This is a genomic window from Tardiphaga sp. 285_C5_N1_2 (assembly GCF_052076065.1).
GTDB lineage: Bacteria > Pseudomonadota > Alphaproteobacteria > Rhizobiales > Xanthobacteraceae > Tardiphaga > Tardiphaga robiniae.
In genome coordinates this window covers 1,594,026-1,615,191 of the sequence record NZ_CP197241.1, presented here as the reverse complement: position 1 = coordinate 1,615,191, position 21,166 = coordinate 1,594,026, and the positions used below count along the sequence as shown (strand labels likewise).

Sequence of the window (21,166 nt, the reverse complement as noted above, 5' to 3'; positions counted from 1 at the left end):
ATCGTCTGGCTGCGCAACAGTCAGCGCATCGCCAGAACGAGATCGGCCGCGCGGTCACCCGACCGCACCGATCCCTCAATAGTCGCCGGCAGACCGGTATCGGTCCAATCGCCCGCGAGAAAAAGATTCTTGAAATCGGTGCGCGTGCCCGGACGCAGGGCATCTTGGGCAGGCGTAGCTGCAAAAGTGGCGCGGCGCTCGCGCACGATCTGCCACGCCGGCAGTGGCGCCTGGATATTCGAAATCTTGCAGATCTCGTCCCAGATCTGTTGCGCAAACTGTTCGCGTGGCGTGTTCACGAAACGATCGCCATTGCTGATCGTGATCGACAGGCGATTGTGGAAAGCAAACAGCCATTCCACCACACCGCCGACAACGCCAATCAGCGGCGCGTGGCCTGCTGGCGGAACATAATTGAAATGCGCATTCACGATCGCGCGGAATTCGGTCGGCGTCTTCACACCAGGCAATAGCGACTTCGCGGCCCATGGCGGAACAGCCATCACCACGACGTCGTCCGCACCAAGCGTGATGACGTCATCAGCGCCAAACTTCAGCTCGGTGACGCGATCACCACTCATGGTGTAACCGCGCAGCTCATGGCCAAAATGAACGCCGGCGCCCTTGGCACGCAGCAATTCGATCGCAGGCTCGACCAGAACATCGCTAAGACCAGCGCGCGCGATCAGCGGGCGGCACGCCTGGCCGCCTGCCAGCAGCGTTTCGCGCACGATGGCGCCGGCCAGACCAGCCGAACCTTCCGGCGGATCGACATTGAGCGCGGCCAGCAACAGTGGCTGTACCAGACGATCGTAGAGGACGCCTTCACAGCGAATGGCATCGCCGACCAGGCGACTATTCGATGACCAGATCAGCGGCGACAGCGCGAGATAATCGGCGACTGATGTGTCCGGGACGCGGCGCGTCTTGTCGAACAACCATGTCGGGATCTTGCCATCGCCGAGATCGAGCTGCCAGCGCTTGCCAGTCTTGGCATCGGCAAATGCAAATTGCGCCCGCTGCGGACCAACCAGCCCTGCTTCAGTGCCGATCGACTTTGCATAAGCGACGACATGGCTGTTGCCCGACAGAACCAGATGGTTGCCATTGTCGATCTGGAGCTGTGTCTGCGCGTCGAAATACGACCGGCAGCGGCCGCCGGCCTGCTGCGTCGCCTCATGGACGTGGACCTTGAAGCCGGCATTGACGAGACGCACGGCGGCCGACAGGCCGGAAACGCCGGCACCAATGATATGAGCGGTCTTTTGCATCAGATGATCGCGTATCGCAGCAGGATCGCTATCTTGGAGGCCTTGCCGAGACGAACGGGGTCGCGCGGCAAAGCAAAGCCGCGCGCCACCAGCAATTCCAGGATGGCGTGATAATATTTCGACATGATCCGCGGCGCGCGCACCACGCGGCGCTTGTTGCGCGCCATGATCTCGTCGGATTTTTCGAAATGCGCCTGCGCCCGCTTCACCAGCGGCACACAGACCTTCGGCAATGCCGGGCTGGCGCGCACCACGTCGGGATCGCTCGACGTGATGCCGGCGTGATAGAGCAGCTCACGCGGCAGATAGAGACGACCGATACCGGCGTCTTCGTCGATATCGCGCAGGATATTGGTGATCTGCAGCGCACGGCCGAGATGATGCGCAAGCAGAATGCCATCTTCGTCCGGCATGCCGAACACCTTCACCGATAGGCGGCCGACGGCACTGGCAACACGATCGCAATACAGATCGAGCGTTGCGTCATCGGGCGCACGGATATCCGCGGGGATATCCATCTCCATGCCGTCGATGACGGCGATGAAATCCTCCTTGCGCATGCCGAACTGCTTGATCGGCCCGACATAGTCGCGCACCCGCGCCGGCGGATTGCCTGCATAGAGCGCATCGATATCTGCGCGCCACTGCTGCATGTCGGCGAGCCTGACGTCGCGCGGACCATCGGAATCCGCGATATCGTCGACCTGACGGCAGAAGCTGTAGATCTGGAACATCGCATCGCGCTGGGCACGCGGCAGAATGCGCATCGCGGCATAGAACGAGCTGCCGGCAGCAACGCCCTGAACCTCGCTCTGAGATTCGCTATTATTCACCTGGCTCGTCATCTGGTTCATGCGCCCGGCGTCGTCGAACGAGGCATCGGCGCGCTGGTGGTGGCGCGGCGCCACAGCCCGCCGGCAATGCCGGCTAGCGCGTAGCCAGCCATGCTGGCCTTCGAGAGATGGACCTTCTCACTCAGCGGATCGCGCGTCTTCAGCATCTTCAGTATCTGCCAGGCGAAGGTCTCGATGACGGCGACATCACAGCCCAGCCGGACGTCCGCAATATGGACCGTCAGTGTCTCGCTCTCATGCATCAGGGTCTCGGTCTTGGCGACCAGCTCGCGAATACAGGCCAGCAGCGCCGGCGACGCCTTCGCCTGCTTGAGATCTTCCACCGAGGCCCCGTGCCGGTCCAGCGTGTCCTGCGGAATGTAGACCCGATCGAGATCGCGATAGTCGTTGCCGCAATCCTGCAGGTGATTGTTGATCTGCAACGCCGCGCACAGCGCATCCGACGCCGGCCAGGTGGCTTTGCTTTCGCCGTGCACGTCGAGCATGAAACGTCCGACCGGCATCGCCGAGAACGAACAATAATGAATGAGCTCATCCCAGTCGGCGTAGCGCAGCTTGGTCACGTCCATCCGAAAAGCTGTCAGGACGTCGAGCGCATGACGCGGGGGCATCTCGCGCATCTGGAGCGCCTCGCGCAGGATCACCGCTTCGGCCTGGCCGTCACCCTGACCGAGCAGGTCGGCCTCCAGCTCGTCGAGCAGGGCCAGCTTCGCCGGCGCATCGAGCAGCGCGTGATCGGCAATGTCGTCTGCGGTCCGGACGAAATTATAGAAGGCAAGAATCAGCGCCCGGTGGCGCGGATGGATAATCCACGACGCGACAGGAAAATTCTCGTCACGATCGGTCTTGCCGGATCGCAGTTCGCTCGCAGGGGTCATCCAGAACTGGCTACGTTGGATTTGAACAGGGTGGCTCGGGGGCCGCCAAGGTCCGGTAATACCGGCAGGCGGGGTCGGCCGCGAGCCCCCATATAGGGCAAATTGGCCCGTGAGACCAATGCCAATATGCCACTTTCGGCCGCAGCCAGTGCCGGACCGGATCACGTCTTGGCGGGCTCGCGGCGAGACCAAAACGGCGCCACGAGCCCGGAATCTCGCATTAGGGCGGGGTTATTGGCCGTGGCTGACCAGCACGTCGTTGCAGGCCTTGCTGATCTTGGGGCGGTTTTCCTTCAGGCAGGACAGAACCACGAGGTCGCCCTGATCCATGACGGCGCGGCAGAGCTTCTGCACGTCGCGGGTGCAGGCCTTCTGCTCCGCGTCGGTGCCGCTGCGGGGCTGGTTTTGCTGGGCCAATGCGCCGGTCGAGGCAGATGCGGAAAGCACGGACAGTACCAGGAGAAATTTACGCATTGTCTTCCTTCAGTATGGTGACGAGATCACAGCCCGTGTGGTGCATAGCATAAACTGAAACATTCGCATCGCCGGGAAGGCTTTATCTTCAGGCACATCGGCGAATTCGCGGCGATGGATGCAATCAGGACACAGAACATTCCCGCCCCCACAGACACGAATAAATGCGGCGAAAACTTGCGCACATGGCCGCACCAGCTGCAGGGCCGGCCGAAGCCACCCCCGCAGGACAAGATAAGGTTTTAGGACAATTGTTCAGACGCGCATGACCTCCACCCGTTCCGCTCCGGGAACCTTCGCGCTTGTGGGCGGTGACATGTTACTTTTACAATCGTCCAATTATGATCGCTCTATTGAACCTAAAGATATGCAGCGACACTTAAGCTTCGATGAGGCGCGGCATAACTCGGTTACACAGCGCTATTTTGGGAAAACTTACATGACATTCCATTCTGCAAAGCGGTTCGGGCACGCCTTCAAGGCCGCTGGCGCTGGCGCTGGCGCGATCCTGCTGTTGTCAGTGTCCACAGGCCATGCCCAGTCCGGACCGTTCGCCGGCTTCGACGGGGCCTGGAGCGGTACCGGAACGGTCTCCATGTCGGACGGCTCCTCGGAGCGCATTCGCTGCCGGGCGACCTACAAGGTGGATGGCGGCGGCAGCGCGCTGGCCCAGACGCTGCGCTGCGCCAGCGACAGCTACAAGTTCGACCTCTCCAGCAATGTCACCAGCCAGGGCAACAACGTGTCCGGCAGCTGGAGCGAAGCCAGCCGCAACGTCTACGGCAATCTGGTCGGCAAGGCCGGCGGCGGCCAGATCGACGTCTTCGTCGAGGCTGCGGGTTTTGCCGCCAACATCACGCTGACGACCCGCGGCAACAAGCAGTCGGTATCGATCAGCTCCAAGGGTGAAATTCGCGGCGTCTCGATCAACATGGTCAAGAGCTGACGCCGGCTTCCACGCCATTCACAAAAAAGCCCCCGGAGCGATCCGGGGGCTTTTTTATTTGATCGTCCTTGCTATGCGCGGTTGATTACTTCTCTTGCTTCGCAAGAACCGAACTGCCCGTAAGGCGCTGCTGCAGATTGATCAGCCACATCGCGGTCGGGCGCAGGATGAACAGATCGGCCACCAGTGCCGCGACCATCGAAAAGGCGCTGAGCCAGCCGAATAGCCGCAGCGACGGCAGATCCGAGAACACCGTCACCACGAGGCCGCAGGCCAGCACCACCGTCGTCAGGATCAACGCGGGACCAACGAGCACAGTCGCACGCTCGACGGCGATCGCGGGATCGGTGCCCGGCGTGTCTTCCAGCCGCAGCCGGTTGAGGAAGTGAATCGTCGCGCTGAGGCCGAGGCCGAATGACACCGTGAGTGCCACCACACTGGCGAATTGCAGCCCCTCCCCGAGCAGCCACAGCACGAAGCCGGCCAGCACCACCGGGAAGATGCCCGGCAGAATACAGGCCAGCATCACCACCCACGACCGGAATGCGAGGCCGATGAACACCGCGACCAGACCGAACTCGATGGTCAGGCCGTGATTGAGCTTCTCGATCATGCCGGCGCTGTTACGCGCCGCGATCGCCGAGAGGCCGGTCACCGCGATCTCATAGCCCGGGTGCTTGGTGCGAACGGCATTCAGCGCATTGTCGAGCTTGTCGACCACCGGCAGGATCTTGCTCGAATCGCTGTCGGGCACACGGCCAGACACCACCACCGCCGTCTGATCCGCCGAGATGAAGCGGCGCACCAGATGCTCAGGGATGACGCTGACATATTCCTTCAGCGTCGCGACATCCGACGAACCGGCCTTTTCCGCAAGCCAGCGCCGCAACGTCTCCAGCGACCAGACGTTACCCACACCGGCCTGCTTCTCGACCATGGCGTGGACTTCGGCGATGGTCGCCAACGTGTCCGGCGAATAGAGATCCGCGCCCTTCGGAAATTCGATCAGCACGTCGATTGGATTGGCGCCGGTCAGCTTGGCGTCGAGCCGTCCGCTGGCCGCGACCGCCTGCTCCTTGTCCGGCACCTGATCGGCCAGCCGATAGCGCGGCTCGAGATTGGCGTAAACGATCCCGAGACCAACGACGACGACGAGCGAGATCAGGCTGAACAGGCCAGGACGGCCGACCATGCGCACCGCGATCCAGTAGCAGAAGGCGCGCAGCGCCTGCACGCCGGCATCGGCGGTCTGGAACTTGGCAGCGAAAATCTTCTCGTTACGCACCAGCAGCACGCCGAACACCGGCACCAGCGACAGCACCGCAACCAGTGCGATGATGGTGGCCGTGAGGCCGGCCTCGCCGAAGGCGCGGATCAGGTCCGAGTCGGAGAACTGCAACGCCAGGAACGAAATGCCGGCGGTGCCATGGGTGAGGACGCAGGCGGGACCCACGACACGAACCGCATTCGTAAATGCCGAATACTTGTCCTCGCCTGCGATCAACCGGTCACGCGCCGCGAAAGTGAGCTGCATCGAGTCCGCAAAACTGATCACCATAATCAGCGGCGTCATCACATTGAGGAACATGTTGAGGCTGAAGCCGGCCCAGCCGAGCGCGCCGAGCGACAACAGGATCGCCAGCAGCGGCGGAAACGCCGCGATGATCATGAACGAGATCTTGCGGAAGAAGATGATCGCAATGACGCAGCCGGCGAGGATGCCGGCGATGTTATAGATCAGGCCGTCGCGCTCGACCGCGTTGCGGATTTCGAGCTGCATCACCGGCACGCCCGACAATTCCTTGGTCAGACCGCTATTGGCCAGGTCCTCATTCATGGTCTTGCGGATATCGGCGACGACGGTGCTGAGCTTGCTGTTGCTGACCACGGCCGGGTCGAGCGACAGCACCACCAGCGCCAGAGTTCCATCGTCGGACAAAAGCTTGCCGCGGATCAGCTCGTTCTGCTTCACCGTCTCGATGAACTTGTCGTAGTCGGCGCCTTCAGGAAGATCGTTGGGAAACAGCGCTGCCGGCAACTTGCCGGGGGCCGGCGTCTGACGCGCCGAGAAGATCGAGATCAGCCCCCGCACGCCATCGACCAATTGCAGGTCGGTGACAAGGTCGCGCATCTTTCCAAGATTGTCGCGCGCAAGCAGCGTCTTGCCTTCGAGCACCACGAGCACGTCGAACTCGGTGGACGGGAAGCGCTTCGTCACTTCCTCGTATTGCTTGTATTCCTTGCTGTCAGAACGAAATAGCTGGCTCAGCGAATCGTCGATCTTGATACGCTGGATGCCAAAGATCGCACCGATCACCAGCGCGAGCAGGATCACGCAGGACAGGACCGGCGCCTTCACCGCGATCAGACCGATGCGCTCGAGCCCGAAGGCGATGCTGATCGGCCCCTTGCGCAATTTATTCATATCCGCGTCGTGGGGGGGAACCGTATCGTGCATACCCTGTCCAGTCCTGTCGTCAGCGGCGTCTGCCTAGCAAGCGTCGCGGGCAGTAGTAAGGCTGGAATCGGCGAGACCGAACAGCGCTAGCCCTTGAAAACATGCGGTAAATTTGCCGCGGGCAGATGTAGCAGGTCTGTATGACACATCGCAAGGCGGCGAGCGCGCAGAGGTTGCGTTTCAGGTCACAAAATGGAGCGCAGAGGCTGTTGTTTCATGCTGGTGCAACGAGCGGTGCTACCAGTTGCAGTCCGCTTTCGTCTTTCAGAGCCACACCGGTCATATTGCGATTCAGCCCTTCGCGCGCCAGCCAGGCAATCTTGCTCGCTGCCTCCTCGAAGGACAGACCGGCCGCCTGGATGTTCGACACGCAGTTGCGCGCAGCGTCCGTCAGACCCGGCTGCGGTGCGAAGGTCAGGTAGGCGCCGAGACTCTGCGGCGCCGAGAGACCCGGACGTTCCCCGATCAGCATGATCGTCATCCGGGCCCTCAATAACGCACCGATCTCGTCGCCGAGCGCGACTCTGGCGCCGCCGGCAACCACAACAGCGCCGATCCCGACCCCCGCCAATTTGGGCATTAAGGCACCCAGCAGGCCAAGCGCGTGCGCATTGACCGCAGCCGGAGACAGGCCGTCCGCAATCACGATCACCAGATCGCACGCGGCGCTGTCGCGACCTTTAAGCATCTCCTGTGACTCGCGAGACAGTCGGCGGCCGAGATCGGGGCGCTTGAGATAGTCGGCCCGATCCGCGACCTGGCTCGTCACGACCAACGCGTTCGTCCCCTGCCCGGCCAATACGACCGCGATGGCTTCAGCCTCGAAGGGCGCATGGACCGCGTCACGTGCGCGGGCATGATCGAGCGTGAAATCAAGCAGGGCCTGCGTGGTCAGACTGGCTCCGGCCCGGCCGAGACCCACACGCGCCGGGGTCAGCGCCCGCAGCTCCGCGAGGGAGCGCTGCGGCGAAGGTGGCGTCACATCATTCCGATCTGTCATGACGCCAGCCTATCGCTCATTCGGCCGGAACGGCAGCGTCCTGCAGCTTCAACGAATAATAGGACGCGTTGGTCTGACCACCGGACGCATCGCGGGCAAAGTTGATCAGGTGGTGCGCCACCATGATCCCGCTGATGAGATATTCGATCTCGCCACGGGCCAGCCGACGGAGCGCGAATTTCCAGAACGCCCGCTTGTAATCACCAAGCACACCGACCTTCCAGAAGATGTTGCGCAACATCACCAGCCCGAGCCGGATGCTCTTCCAGGTCAGCATGGCCCCGATCGGCGGCTTGATACGGTTCGGATAGGTGTGGCGGATCTGGTACTCGAAGCGCTCGAGCAGCTTCTCCGGCACATAGGCGCTACCCATGGCGCGCCGCCAGCTTTTCACCACGTCCTCATACGGCAACAGGAAGTCGACGTTGGAATCGCGCCCCTCGTCCTCGTTCAGGCGTCCTTCCTTCTTCAACCTGTCCCAAAGCGGCGTCTGCGGCAGCGCCTGCAGCAGGTTGATGGTCAGAAGCGGAATCTGTGACGTTTCCACGAACTCGAGCAAATGCTGGCCGGTCTCGGGCTTGTCGGTATCGAGGCCGAGGATGATGCCGGACACGACTTCCATGCCAAAGCTGTTCAGCGTCTCGATCGCCTCCATGATGGGGACCATCATGTTGTGATCCTTCTTCATCGCCTTGAGGGCGACGGGATCGGGCGTCTCGATGCCGCAGAAGATCGTGCCGAACCAGGCTTCGCGCATCAGCGAAAGGATTTCCGGCCGCTTGGCGATGTTCAGCGTCGCCTCGCAGGACAGGCGCAAGACAAAACCGGTCCTCTTCTGCCATTCGACCAGATGCGGCAGCAGATCGAGTGCGGCCTTGCGGTTGCCGATGAAGTTGTCATCGACGAAATACACTGAGCCCATGATGCCGCATTCGAGCAGCTTGTCGAGTTCGGCGGTGATCTGCTCAGGCGACTTCAGGCGCGGATTGCGACCATAGAGGCCGGGGATATCGCAGAATTCGCACTGATACGGGCAGCCCGAGGAATACTGGATGCTGCCCAGGAAGTAGCGCGGAATATCGGCCAGTTCATAGGCCGGAATCGGAAACCTGGTCATGTCCAGACGGTCGGTGGTCTTCAGCACGACCTGCTGGTCCGGGCGCGACGTATCCTTTTCCAGGATATCGATCAGTTGATCGGTGGCATCACCGAGTTCGCCGATATGGAGATAGTCGAAAGCCGGGTAGTAATCGGGGCATGACGAGACCGACGGCCCTCCGATCGCCACCGGAAGATCGTAGGAATGCGCGCGGTAGCAGATGTCGTTCATCTGCGTACGCTGGATGTGCATGCCTGACACCAGCACAACTTCGGCCCACAGGAAATCATTGGGCGTGGCGGCGCGGATGTTCTCGTCGATGAAACGGACTTCCCAGTTCTCGGGCATATATGCGGCAATCAGCAGCAAGCCCTGGGGAGGCATGAAGGCCTGAACGCCGTCGGTCAGAGGATATGAATATTCAAACGTACCAAATGAAGACGTGTATCGCGGAAAGACGCACAGGATGCGCCGGACCGTCTGCCTGCCCTCAGCTCTCATCAAAATTCCTCTGTGAATGCATCAGCGGTCCCCATAAGCGCTGAACCTTCAATAACGTCGCCGAGCTAAAACCGTTCCACTCCTGCCGAATACTTTGAGCGATCTAATCACGACGTCCGAATCTGGGCCAGAATTTCTTCAAGATTGTGGCAGGCGGTGACAAGGTCGTGACCAGCTCCGCGCAAGTGCGCACAAAGCGCCAAGCCTTATGACGGTTTATTGACGTCAGGCGATCAGACGTGCGGCCAGATCGGGCAGCAGGCCTTCGCGGTCGCGAATGCGAAGGTCCGCTCCGGCGAGCCCGACCCGCTGCAGCCAGTCGTCGAATTCCGGTGCGCGTTTGAGCCCAAAGAGGTCGCGGATATAGAGCGCGTCGTGAAATGACGTCGACTGGTAATTCAGCATCACGTCGTCGGCGCCGGGGACGCCCATGACGAAGGTCACACCGGCCGCCGCGAGCAGCGTCAGCAGATTGTCCATGTCGTCCTGATCGGCTTCGGCATGGTTGGTGTAACAGACGTCGACCCCTAGCGGCAGGCCGAGCAGCTTGCCACAGAAATGATCCTCCAGCCCGGCACGGATGATCTCCTTGCCATCATAGAGATATTCGGGGCCGATGAAGCCGACGACGCTGTTCACCAATAGTGGATCGAACGCCCGCGCAACCGCATAGGCCCGCGCCTCCAAAGTCTGCTGATCGACGCCGTGATGGGCGTTGGCCGACAGAGCCGAGCCCTGCCCGGTCTCGAAATACATGACGTTCTGGCCGAGCGAGCCACGTTTCAGCGAGAGCCCGGCGGCATGAGCTTCTTTCAAGATCGCCAGATCGATGCCGAAACTTTTATTGGCGGCTTCGGTCCCGGCGATCGACTGAAACACCAGATCGACCGGGGCGCCCTGGTTGATCAGATCAAGGCTGGTCGTGACATGGGTGAGCACGCAACTCTGGGTCGGAATATCCAGCTTGGTGATGACATCGTCGAGCAACCGCACCAACCCGCCCAGCACTGCGGGATCGTCGCTTGCCGGATTGATGCCGATGCAGGCATCGCCGGAGCCGAGCATCAGCCCGTCGAGAATGGATGCCGTGATGCCCCTGATATCGTCGAATGGGTGGTTCGGCTGCAACCGCACGCTCATGCACCCGCGCAACCCGATCGTATTGCGAAAGCGCGTGATCACCTCGCACTTCCTGGCCACCAGGATCAGGTCCTGATTGCGCATCAGTTTCGATACCGCGGCGGCCATTTCCGGGGTGATGCCGCGGGCGACGGTCTGAAGGACTTGCGGCGTGGCCGTGTCTGACAGCAACCAGTCGCGAAAGCCGCCGACGGTCAGCGACGAGATCGTGGAGAATGCGGCGGCATCATGCGTATCGACGATAAGACGCGTGACCTCATCGTCCTCGTAAGGCACGACCATTTCCTGCAGGAACTGTTTGAGCGGCACATCCGCGAGCGCCATCCGCGCGGCGATCATCTGCTCGGTGGTCTCGGCTGCAATCCCGGCCAACCTGTCGCCGGAGCGCGGCGGCGTTGCCTTGGCCATGAGGTCGCGCAGATCCGCGAAGACATGCGTATGGTCACCGATGGCGTGGCGATAGATCATGGCCGGATTGTTGGATATTCGCCGGAGGCTGTCTAGACGTGCCGCCCCGCGGCAACGCCCGACGACCACGCCCATTGGAAATTGAAGCCGCCGAGATGGCCGGTAACATCGACGACCTCGCCGATGAAATACAGCCCCGGCACCGACGTCGCTTCGAACGTTTTCGATGACAGTTCTGTGGTGTCCACACCTCCGAGCGTCACCTCGGCCGTGCGATAACCTTCGGTGCCATTCGGCCGCACGCGCCATTCCTTCACTGCAGCGGCTACCGACGCCAGAAGCTTGTCCGAAAAATCCGCCAGCCGCGGCGGGCCGACGATCTTGTCGGCGATCATCTGGGCCAATCGCTTGGGCAGCATATCGCCGAGCACCGTCGCCAGTTCCTGCCGCGGTCGTTCGCGGCGTGCCTCCTTCAAGGCGGCGAGCACATCGCGCGTCGGGGCCATGTCGATGACGACATCGAGCCCGTCGCGCCAATAGGACGAAATCTGCAAGATCGCCGGCCCGCTGAGACCGCGATGGGTGAACAGCAGCGCCTCGTCGAATTTGGTCTTGCCGACGCTGACGACGGCATCAACGGCAACGCCTGCGAGATCCTTGAATTGCGCGAGCGCTGCGACATCGAAGGTCAACGGCACCAATGCGGCGCGCGGCGCGATCATCTTCAGCCCGAACTGCTGCGCCAGCTTGTAGCCGAAGGCACTTGCACCCATTTTCGGGATCGAGGGCCCGCCGGTGGCGATCACCAGCGACTGGCCGCGATACTCGCCCTGATCGGTGGCGACCACAAAGCCGCTGTCGTTCTTCGTCACACCGAGAATGCCGACGCCGAGCCGCATCTGCACATCGCCGCGGCGGTTTTCGTCCAGCAGCATGTCGATGATTTGCTGGGACGAGCCATCGCAGAACAATTGCCCGCGCGTCTTTTCGTGATAGGCGATGCGATATTTCTCGACCAGCGCGATGAACTCCTGCTGGGTGAAACCCTTCAGTGCGGATTTACAGAATTGCGGGTTCTGCGAAAGGAAATTCGCCGGCGACGTATGCAGGTTGGTGAAATTGCAGCGCCCACCGCCGGAGATGCGGATCTTCTCGCCCGGCGCCCTCGCCTGCTCCAGCAGCATCACCGAGCGACCGCGTTGCCCCGCAATGCCGGCGCACATCAGGCCGGCCGCACCGGCGCCGAGAATGACGATGTCGGCCGTGTTATGCGCGCGACGGACGATGGTCATTCCAGCAACAGCACGTCGACGGCGACGGCGAGCTTCTGCTTGCGGGCACCGACGATCACGCCATCCACCGGTGACACGTCGGAGAAGTCGCGGCCGATCGCCAGTACGATATGATCGTTCTCGACCAAAATGTCGTTGGTCGGATCGAAGCCGATCCAACCGAGTTCCTCACCACACCAGACCGACACCCAGGCATGGGTTGCGTCGGCGCCCTGCAGGCGTTCCTTGCCCGGCGGGGGAATGGTGCGCAGATAGCCGCTGACATACGCCGCGGGCAAACCGAGCCCGCGCATGCCCGCAATCATGATATGCGCAAAATCCTGACAGACGCCGTGGCGCTTATCCAGCACCTCCTGCAACGGCGTCGAGATCACCGTGGCCTTCGGATCGTATTTGAACTCGGTGCGGATGCGATGCATCAGATCGACGGCGCCCGCGAGAATCCCGCGGCCTTCGGTAAAGCTCACCGCCGCATAGTCCGTGACGGCATCGATGATCGGCACCAGCGGACTGGCGAAGACATAGCCGATCGGCGAGGCACCGCTGAGGTCGCTGGAATCGAACGCCGCCTCGCGGACGCTCTCCCAGGAAGGGCTGTCGTCGCCGCGCCCCGGCGCAAAACGTTCGACATAGACGCGCGACCGGCTGTCTATCCGCAGCACCCGATGCGGGGTTTCGATCAACACGCTTTCCGTCGGCGTGCCGAAGAAATCCGTCCGCATGGCGCGGGCCGCCGGCAGCGGCTTGATATCGACGCTGTGCGAGACCAGTTGCTGCCCGGCGCTGCTATTGGGCTGCAGCCGCAGCGAGCAGCGCGCATAGCTCACCGGGCTTTCATAGCTATAGGTCGTGACATGGCGGATTTCGTAGATCACGCCAGCCCCGTCAGCTTTTCCGGGCGCGACGCGCTAGCACCGTGCGGGAAGTAATGCAGGCCGATGGAATCCGCGAGCGTCAGCAGATCCTGCTCCAGCGCAAACAGTGACTTGGTGTGGATTTCGGATGCCTCGCCGGTGACCAGCGACGAACGCAGCGCCACCGCCAGCCGCTGCGGCCGTTCCATCAGGCCGTTCTCCTTCAGCGTCGGCAGGCTGGCGATGTGATCATTTAGTGCCGAGACTTGGAATGCCACCGAGCGCGGGTTATAGGGATCGAGCACCACGAGATCGCGGACCGGTGCCAATAGCGGACCAACGAGATAACGCGAGCGATAGGTGATCTGGCAATCGACCAGCGTCAGCAGGATATCGAGATCGTCGCTCGTCGCCTCGTCGGACGCGAATTGCCGCGCAAAGCGCGTGGTGTTGATGGCGCGTTCGGCACGGCGCCCCATTTCGAGGAAACGCCAGCCCGCGGCTCGGTTCATGTTTTCCTGCGCGAGACCGGCGAAGCTCGCCAGTTCCTGCAGCGTGAGTTCGGCCGCACTGACGACGTCATCGTCATCTTCGACTTCATGCGCAAGCCGCTCGGCCATTTCGGTGATGACCTGCCAGGCGTCGGGGGACAGCCGTTCGCGCAGCGAGGTGGCGGTCCGCAATGCAGAGCGCACCAGCGATAGCGCTGAGCCAAACTGCTCTTCGCCCTGCAATGCCTGAGCCGCGATCTTGGCCGGCTGGGAGCGCGAGGTGAGCGATGTCGCGCCCCAGGTCATCAGCATGCGCTGGATGCGCTCGATCGATTGCTGCCCGGTGGCGCCGCCCTTGCCGGGATCGCGCTGCGGCACGCTGAGTGCACGAATCAGACGCAGCGTGGACTCCGCGCGCTCGAGATAGCGCCCGAGCCAGAACAGATTGTCGGCGGCCCGGCTCGGCACCCAGCCGGCGATGCGGCGGATACGAACATTGTCGACGGCCGGCAGCAGCGTCGAGGCAGGGACGGCCTTGTCGGCCACGACCCAGACGTCGGCGGCGCGTGCGCCCGCGCCCATGGAGACTGCGCGGGCATCCGGTTGATCCGCAATACGGCAGAAGCCGCCGGGCATGACGGTCCAGCCCTCAGGCGTCGCCGCCGCGAAGACGCGCAGCACGAACGGACGTGGCGCGAGCCGGCCATTGTCCCAGACCGGCGTGGTCGACAGCTGCACCAGCTCCTGCCCGACATAATCGACGCCGCGATTGGAGATCGCTGCCTTCAGACGCTCGCGCTCGCTTGGCGAGAGCTGCGACGGCAGCACCGGCGAGTAGCCAGGGAAACCGGGCACCGCTCCGCCATAGGCGCCTTCGATGGCAAAGTCGTCGAGCCGCGCCAGCACTTCCTCGCGCGCCGATTTCTGGCCGCACCACCAGGTCGCGATATGCGGCATCTTGAGTGGTTCGCCGAGCAGCTTCCGGCTCAAGCTTGGCAGGAAGCCCAGCAGCGCGCGCGCTTCCATCACGCCGGAGCCAGGCATGTTGGCGACGACGACGCCATTCTTTCTGACAACGTCGATCAGCCCGGGCACACCGAGCTGCGACGAGGCATCGAGCTCCAGCGGGTCGAGCGAATTGGCATCCACGCGGCGCAGCAGCACATCAAGGCGCTTCAAGCCGGCCACAGTGCGGATGTGCACGCGGTCGCCGGACACTGCGAGGTCGTCGCCTTCCACCAGCAGGAAACCGAGATAGCGCGCCAGCGTCGCGTGTTCGAAATAGGTTTCGCTGAACGGCCCCGGCGACAACAGGCCGACGCGCGGCTCGTCGCGATCGGCCGAGGCACGCAGACTGTCGCGGAAGGCTTCGAAGAACGGCGCGACGCGTTCGACATTCATCGACTTGTAGAGGTCGGTGAAGGCGCGCGACAGCACCAATCGGTTTTCCAGCGCATAGCCCATGCCGGACGGCGCTTGTGTGCGATCGCCGAGCACCCACCAGCGGCCATCGGGACCGCGACCGAGATCGGCCGCATAGACGTTGAGATAGCGCCCACCCGGCGGTTTCACGCCGCGCATCGCACGCAGATATTCCGAACTGCCGGCAATCGCCGCCGCCGGGAACGCGCCGGACGCGACGAGGCTGGCATCGCCATAGAGATCGCCGAGAATCTTCTCCAGCAACTCCGCACGCTGCGTCATTGCCGCTGAAATCTGCAGCCATTCGGATTCGTCGATCAGGAGCGGCACATGGCTGAGTGGCCAGATCCGGTCGGCGATTTCGCCGGGCGCGCGGTAGGTGACGCCGGCTTCCCGGAGATGACGGTCGGCAGAGCCGAAGCGGCGTTCGATCTCGGCGGGCGCCATGGCGCCGAAGGCCTCGAAGAAACGCGTCCAGACCTCGCGGGGCGTGCCGTCCTGGGCGATGAATTCGTCGGGAATCCCGGGCAGCCGCTCGTAGTCGCGGGTCCATTGCGCGACTTTACGATGTCCCGGACGGGGCTTTTTCCCCTGACCGGCCTGTCCCGTCATTCCGACTCTCCAGCCCAAACTGCCTGCATTCTCAATGCAGGAGAGGCGTTCGCAAGTCGAGGGTCAATGGGAATTCAAGTGTGCGTTCTGCCCTTGGCGGGGCGATTTCGCCGGGCGTGTGGCCGATCTCCTCGAAACGGGCCAGCCGCCGGGCCTCCGCCTCATAGGCATTGACCGGTTTTGTCTCGTAATTGCGGCCGCCGGGATGCGCCACATGATAGACGCAGCCGCCGAGCGACCGCCGATTCCAGCTGTCATAAATGTCGAAGACCAGCGGCGCATGGACCGGAATCGTCGGGTGCAGGCCGGACGCCGGCTGCCAGGCCTTGAAGCGGACGCCGGCGACCACCTCGCCGGCCCGGCCGGTATCGGTCATCGGCAGCGCCCGGCCGTTACAGGTAATGATGTGCCGCCCCGGCGTAAAGCCGTTGGCCTTCAATTGCAGCCGCTCCACCGAGGAATCAACATAGCGCACGGTGCCGCCGGCCGACCCCTCCTCGCCCAGCACATGCCAGGGTTCCAGCGCCTGACGGACTTCCAGCGTCACGCCGCCATAGGTGACATGGCCGAAGACGGGGAAGCGGAATTCGAGCTGGGCCTCGAACCATTCCTTGGAGAATTCGTAACCGGACCGGCCGAGTTCACTCAGCACGTCCTGGAAATCCTCCCACAGGAAATGCGGCAGCATGAAGCGATCATGCAGCGCCGTGCCCCAGCGGACGAATTTGCCGTCCTGCGGCTCGCGCCACATCCGGGCGATCAGCGCGCGGATCAACAGCTGCTGCGCCAGCGACATTCGCGGATCGGGCGGCATCTCCAGCGCACGGAATTCGACGAGACCGAGACGACCTGTCGTGCCATCCGGCGAATAGAGCTTGTCGATACAGATTTCGGCGCGATGGGTATTGCCGGTGATATCGACGAGGATGTGCCGGAACAGCCGATCGACCAGCCACAGCGGCGCCTTTCCACCGGGTGGCGGCACCTGCGCCAGTGCGATCTCCAGTTCATAGAGACCGTCATGCCGTGCTTCGTCGATGCGCGGTGCCTGACTGGTCGGACCGATGAACATGCCGGAGAACAGATAGGACAGCGATGGATGGCGCTGCCAATACAGCACGAGGCTCTTCAGGAGATCCGGCCGACGCAGGAACGGCGAGTCAGCCGGCGAGCTGCCGCCGACCACCACGTGATTGCCACCACCGGTGCCGGTGTGACGACCATCGAGCAGAAACTTGTTGGCGCCGAGCCGCGTCTTCGCGGCCTCCTCATAGAGAAACGTCGTGGTATCGACGGCCTCGCGCCAGCTCGAGGCGGGATGGATGTTGATCTCCAGCACGCCGGGATCCGGCGTCACCTTGATGACCTCGACGCGCGGATCGAACGGCGGCGGATAGCCTTCGACATGCACCTGCATCTGCAGTTCTTCGGCCGTCGCCTCCAGCGCCGTCACCAGTTCGAGATAATCTTCAAACTTCTCGACCGGCGGCATGAAGGCACAGAGAATGCCGTCACGAATTTCAATCGACATCGCCGTGCGTACACCGCCGGAACGAATTTGTTGCTCCTGGACATATTGCGCGGCAGGCTGGTTTTCCGCAGACGCGATTTCGTCGAACACCGGCATGTCGCCGCGCGGCTCCAGCGGATCCTGCTCGACGATGAACGGATATTCCTCTTCGGTGAGATGCGGCAGCGACGACAACGGCAGGCGCAGGCCCATCGGTGAATCGCCGGGCGTCAGGAACAGGTTGCCACGGCGCAGCTTCCATCGCTCGGACCGCCAGCGTCTGTCGGCGGCTGTCTCCGCATTCCAGCGCTGGATCGGCAGCACGAACCCCTTCGGCCTGTCGAGTCCATGTTCGAAGACCCGCGCCATGCGCGCACGTTCCTCCGGATCGGGCAATTTGGAGTCGCCGGGCACGACATTGTTCGGCAGGTTCGATTCCTTCTGCTCCCAATAGACGGGATCCTCGAAGGCCGGAATAACATAGTCCTTCGGCAGGCCAAGCCGCCGCGCGGTGCCTTCGGCAAAACGCTCGGCACCGCCGATATCGGCGCTGCGCGGGCCTTCGATCCGTGAGATCAGCGCATCGTTCTTCCAGATCGGCACGCCATCCTTGCGCCAATAAAGGCCGAACGCCCAGCGCGGCAGACTTTCGCCGGGATACCATTTGCCCTGCCCGTAATGCATCAGGCCACCGGGCGCAAAACGCGTGCGCAACCGGCGGATCAGATCGTCGCCGAGACCGCGTTTGGTGGGACCGACGGCGGCCGTATTCCACTCCGGCGATTCCATATCGTCGACGGAGACGAATGTCGGCTCGCCGCCCATGGTGAGCCGCACATCATGGGCTTTGAGATCGGCGTCGACCTTCTCGCCGAGCGCATCGAGCCTGGCCCAGGATTCATCCGAGAACGGCTTGGTGATCCGCGGCGCCTCGCGAATACGTTTGACGCCCATCGCGAAAGCGAACTCGACTTCGGCGAAGCCCGCCATGCCGGAGATCGGCGCCGCCGACCGGAAATGCGGCGTCGCCGCAACTGGGACGTGCCCCTCGCCCGTCAGCATACCCGACGTCGCATCGAAACCGACCCAGCCGGCGCCGGGGATATAGACTTCCGCCCAGGCGTGCAGGTCCGTGAAGTCCGCCTCGACTTCAGGCGGTCCTTCGATCGGATCGATGTCCGGCCGCAACTGGATCAGATAGCCGGAGACGAAACGCGCAGCGAGACCGAGATGGCGCAGCGTCTCGATCAGGAGCCACGCAGAGTCGCGGCATGAGCCCGCCCCGGACAGCAGCGTCTCTTCCGGAGACTGCACGCCGGGCTCCATGCGGATGATGTAGTTGACCTTCTCGCGCAGGCGCGCATTGAGATCGACGAGGAAGTTCACCGTGTTCGGCGCTTCCTTCGCGATCTCTGCCATATAGGCGGTGAAGCGCGGACCTGGTTCGGTCGTCGCCATATAGGGCGCGAGTTCGCTCTTCAGGTCATCGGTATAAGCAAACGGAAACGTCTCGGCATAGGGCTCGACGAAGAAGTCGAACGGATTGATCACGGTCATTTCGGCGGTGAAGTCGACCTCGATCTTCAGCTCATTCGCCGGTTCCGGGAAGACGAAGCGCGCCAGCCAGTTGCCTTGCGGATCCTGCTGCCAGTTCACGAAGTGATTGGTCGGCGTGACCTTCAGCGAATAACTCAGAATCGGCGTGCGCGCATGCGGCGCGGGTCGCAGCCGGATGGTCTGCGGCCCCAGCGTGATCGGCCGATCATATTTGTAATGGGTGACGTGGTTCAGTGCGACGAAGATCGACACAGTGGCGCAACTCCAGCAGCTTTTTTAAGCAGAACACCGGAGGTGCCAGGGATCAAGCTCTAACAACGGGCACGATGTGCCTCGATTGGGGGCGCTTCACCTAACTCAGCCCTCATAGTGAGGAGCGCGCCGCTTGGCGCACGTCTCGAACCATCAATCGGAGTGCTGGGCCATCCTTCGAGACGCGGCGCAAGTGCGCCGCTCCTCAGGATGAGGACGGAGCAGCGGTCCCCCTCACATCGTCGCGCCCAAGACCCAGGGCGCGAACTCCGCGCCGCCGAAATCGAAGCTTTCGCTCTTGGTCGGCGCGCCGGAGGCGGTCTTGAGCATCAGCTCAAAGATGCGCTGGCCGCATTCCCCGACCGTCTCGTCGCCATCGAGGATGGTTCCGCAATTGATGTCCATGTCCTCTTCCATGCGCTTGAACATCGGCGTGTTGGTGGCGAGCTTGATGGACGGTGCTGGCTTGCAGCCGAACACGCTGCCGCGGCCGGTGGTGAAGCAGACGAGATTGGCGCCGCCGGCGACCTGCCCCGTCGCGGCGACGGGGTCGTAGCCGGGCGTGTCCATGAACACAAAACCCTTCTTGGTGATCGTCTCGGCATAGTTCAGCACATCGACGAGATTGGTCGAGCCGGCCTTGGCCATCGCGCCGAGCGACTTTTCCAAAATCGTCGTGAGGCCGCCGGCCTTGTTGCCGGGGCTCGGATTGGCGTTCATCTCGGCGCCCTCGCGTTCGCAATAGGCATCCCACCAGCGCATCAGCCCGACCAGTTTCTCGCCGACCTCGCGCGACACCGCGCGGCGCGTCAGCAGATGTTCGGCGCCATAGGTCTCCGGCGTTTCCGACAGCACCACGGTGCCGCCATGGCGCACCAGCAGATCGCTCGCCGCGCCGAGCGCCGGATTGGCGGAGATACCGGAATAGCCGTCGGAGCCACCGCATTGCAGAGCGACCGTCAACTCGCTGGCAGAGACTTCCTCGCGCGTGACGTTGTTGGCATCGGCCAACACTTCATTGACGAAGGCAACGCCCGCTTCCGTGGTCTTGCGGGTGCCGCCGATTTCCTGGATCTGCATTTCGCGCAGGCGTCCGGCGAGCTTCTGCTCCTGCATCAAGCCACCGATCTGGTTGATCTCGCAGCCGAGGCCGAGCACGACCACATGGGAGAAGTTCACGTGCCGCGCATAGCCGCCGAGCGTCCGTCGCAGCAAGGTGAGCGGCTCGTCCTGCGTCATGCCGCAGCCCGTCTTGTGGGTGAGCGCAACGACGCCATCGACATTGGGATAGTCGGCGAGCGGATTGTGCCCGGTGAAGGGATTCTTCTTGAACACGTCGGCGACCATGCTGGCGACATGGGCGCTGCAATTAACCGAGGTGAGGATACCGATATAGTTGCGCGTGGCGACGCGGCCATCGCTGCGCTTGAGACCCATGAAGGTGGCGGGCAGATCGAAATTCGGCGTTGGCTTGACGTCGACGCCGTAAGCATAGTCGCGATCGAAATCGCCCATGCCCATGTTCTGCGTATGGACATGCTGGCCGGGCGCGATCGGCTGCGTGGCAAAGCCGATGATCTGCCCATAGCGGCGGATCTCCTCGCCGGTGGCGATGGGCCGGATCGCGACCTTATGGCCCGCGGGGATGCGCTCCGACGTCACGACGCCTGTCATCACCTCGATACCGGGCAGCAGCGTGGTGCGCGCGATCAATACGGCGTCGTTGTCATGCAGACGAATGACGGGAGATGGAGCCATCGGGATTTCCTCGCGCGCGTTTTGTGGTCTGGCAGACCTCTTGTTTGGAATGACTCTAGCTGAAAGACGCAGGCGGCGTCAGCCCCGCTGTGGCCCATGATGACGCCGATCAGACATGCGTCATCGCCCCCATTGTTTGCGGCGCGGGGGCGCCGTCGTCGCTTGCATTCCCGGCCCCCGTGAGAGGGCGTGCGGAACGCCGGGTGCCCGTTGCACCCTTGGGCCTGATGCGAATGCGGTCTTCCGCAATTGAGAGTGCATCAGGACTTTCGGAGGCGCCGAGCAAGTGCCCGACGTTCCGCCTGCGGTGTTTTTTCGGTTGCCTGCACATCTGCCATGGCGAACGGTCCCATCACCAAAATTAATGTCCCAGGGCGGAGGGACAGGGT

At 62.7% G+C, this 21,166-nt stretch carries 14 protein-coding genes; 1 reads left to right on the top strand and 13 read right to left on the bottom strand.

All coding sequences use genetic code 11. The features are described 5' to 3' along the window. Window positions 1–20: 20 nt before the first annotated feature. The 4 genes from hpnE to AB7951_RS07535 all read right to left on the bottom strand — a co-directional run bounded on the left by hpnE (window position 21) and on the right by AB7951_RS07535 (window position 3,477). Window positions 21–1,271 (bottom strand): hydroxysqualene dehydroxylase HpnE, encoded by a 1,251-nt coding sequence (gene hpnE, locus AB7951_RS07550; protein WP_089265073.1) that lies wholly within the window; start codon window positions 1,269–1,271, stop codon window positions 21–23. Beyond that, on the bottom strand, window positions 1,271–2,125 hold the full coding sequence (gene hpnD / locus AB7951_RS07545; protein WP_439066587.1) for a presqualene diphosphate synthase HpnD: 855 nt from the start codon (window positions 2,123–2,125) through the stop codon (window positions 1,271–1,273). Before hpnD ends, hpnE begins: the two co-directional genes overlap by 1 nt. After that, window positions 2,122–3,003, bottom strand: a complete 882-nt coding sequence (gene hpnC, locus AB7951_RS07540; protein ID WP_120292865.1) for a squalene synthase HpnC — start codon at window positions 3,001–3,003, stop codon at window positions 2,122–2,124. Before hpnC ends, hpnD begins: the two co-directional genes overlap by 4 nt. Window positions 3,004–3,234: 231 nt before the next feature. Continuing rightward, entirely contained in the window at window positions 3,235–3,477 is a 243-nt protein-coding gene (locus AB7951_RS07535; RefSeq protein ID WP_068735855.1) for a cysteine rich repeat-containing protein, read from the bottom strand. Window positions 3,478–3,916: 439 nt separating this feature from the next. Here AB7951_RS07535 and AB7951_RS07530 point away from each other — a divergent pair, with 439 nt between their 5' ends. Continuing rightward, a complete protein-coding gene (locus tag AB7951_RS07530) occupies window positions 3,917–4,423 on the top strand; it encodes a hypothetical protein (protein ID WP_120292867.1) in 507 nt (168 codons plus the stop codon). Window positions 4,424–4,508: 85 nt separating this feature from the next. Here the strand turns inward: AB7951_RS07530 and AB7951_RS07525 are convergent, their stop codons facing one another. From AB7951_RS07525 to AB7951_RS07485, 9 genes are all read right to left on the bottom strand, one after another. Next, entirely contained in the window at window positions 4,509–6,848 is a 2,340-nt protein-coding gene (locus AB7951_RS07525; protein WP_231079997.1) for an efflux RND transporter permease subunit, read from the bottom strand. A gap of 247 nt (window positions 6,849–7,095) precedes the next feature. Next, entirely contained in the window at window positions 7,096–7,881 is a 786-nt protein-coding gene (eutC, locus tag AB7951_RS07520; protein ID WP_120292869.1) for an ethanolamine ammonia-lyase subunit EutC, read from the bottom strand. A 16-nt stretch (window positions 7,882–7,897) separates the two neighbouring features. Continuing rightward, a complete protein-coding gene (locus tag AB7951_RS07515) occupies window positions 7,898–9,481 on the bottom strand; it encodes a B12-binding domain-containing radical SAM protein (RefSeq protein WP_089265078.1) in 1,584 nt (527 codons plus the stop codon). Window positions 9,482–9,706: 225 nt separating this feature from the next. After that, a complete protein-coding gene (locus AB7951_RS07510) occupies window positions 9,707–11,089 on the bottom strand; it encodes an ethanolamine ammonia-lyase subunit EutB (RefSeq protein ID WP_120292871.1) in 1,383 nt (460 codons plus the stop codon). A 32-nt stretch (window positions 11,090–11,121) separates the two neighbouring features. Next, window positions 11,122–12,321 (bottom strand): NAD(P)/FAD-dependent oxidoreductase, encoded by a 1,200-nt coding sequence (locus tag AB7951_RS07505; RefSeq protein WP_120292873.1) that lies wholly within the window; start codon window positions 12,319–12,321, stop codon window positions 11,122–11,124. Then, window positions 12,318–13,196 (bottom strand): transglutaminase family protein, encoded by an 879-nt coding sequence (locus AB7951_RS07500; protein WP_120292875.1) that lies wholly within the window; start codon window positions 13,194–13,196, stop codon window positions 12,318–12,320. Before AB7951_RS07500 ends, AB7951_RS07505 begins: the two co-directional genes overlap by 4 nt. After that, window positions 13,193–15,700 carry a circularly permuted type 2 ATP-grasp protein gene (locus AB7951_RS07495; RefSeq protein WP_441255721.1) on the bottom strand — a complete coding sequence of 836 codons (2,508 nt, stop codon included), beginning with the start codon at window positions 15,698–15,700 and terminating at the stop codon, window positions 13,193–13,195. Before AB7951_RS07495 ends, AB7951_RS07500 begins: the two co-directional genes overlap by 4 nt. Before the next feature lie 31 nt (window positions 15,701–15,731). After that, window positions 15,732–19,019 carry a transglutaminase family protein gene (locus AB7951_RS07490; RefSeq protein ID WP_120292879.1) on the bottom strand — a complete coding sequence of 1,096 codons (3,288 nt, stop codon included), beginning with the start codon at window positions 19,017–19,019 and terminating at the stop codon, window positions 15,732–15,734. A gap of 234 nt (window positions 19,020–19,253) precedes the next feature. Beyond that, the gene (locus tag AB7951_RS07485) at window positions 19,254–20,777 is read right to left on the bottom strand and encodes an altronate dehydratase family protein (RefSeq protein ID WP_120292881.1); all 1,524 of its coding nucleotides are present in this window, start codon (window positions 20,775–20,777) and stop codon (window positions 19,254–19,256) included. Between the last annotated feature and the right edge of the window lie 389 nt (window positions 20,778–21,166).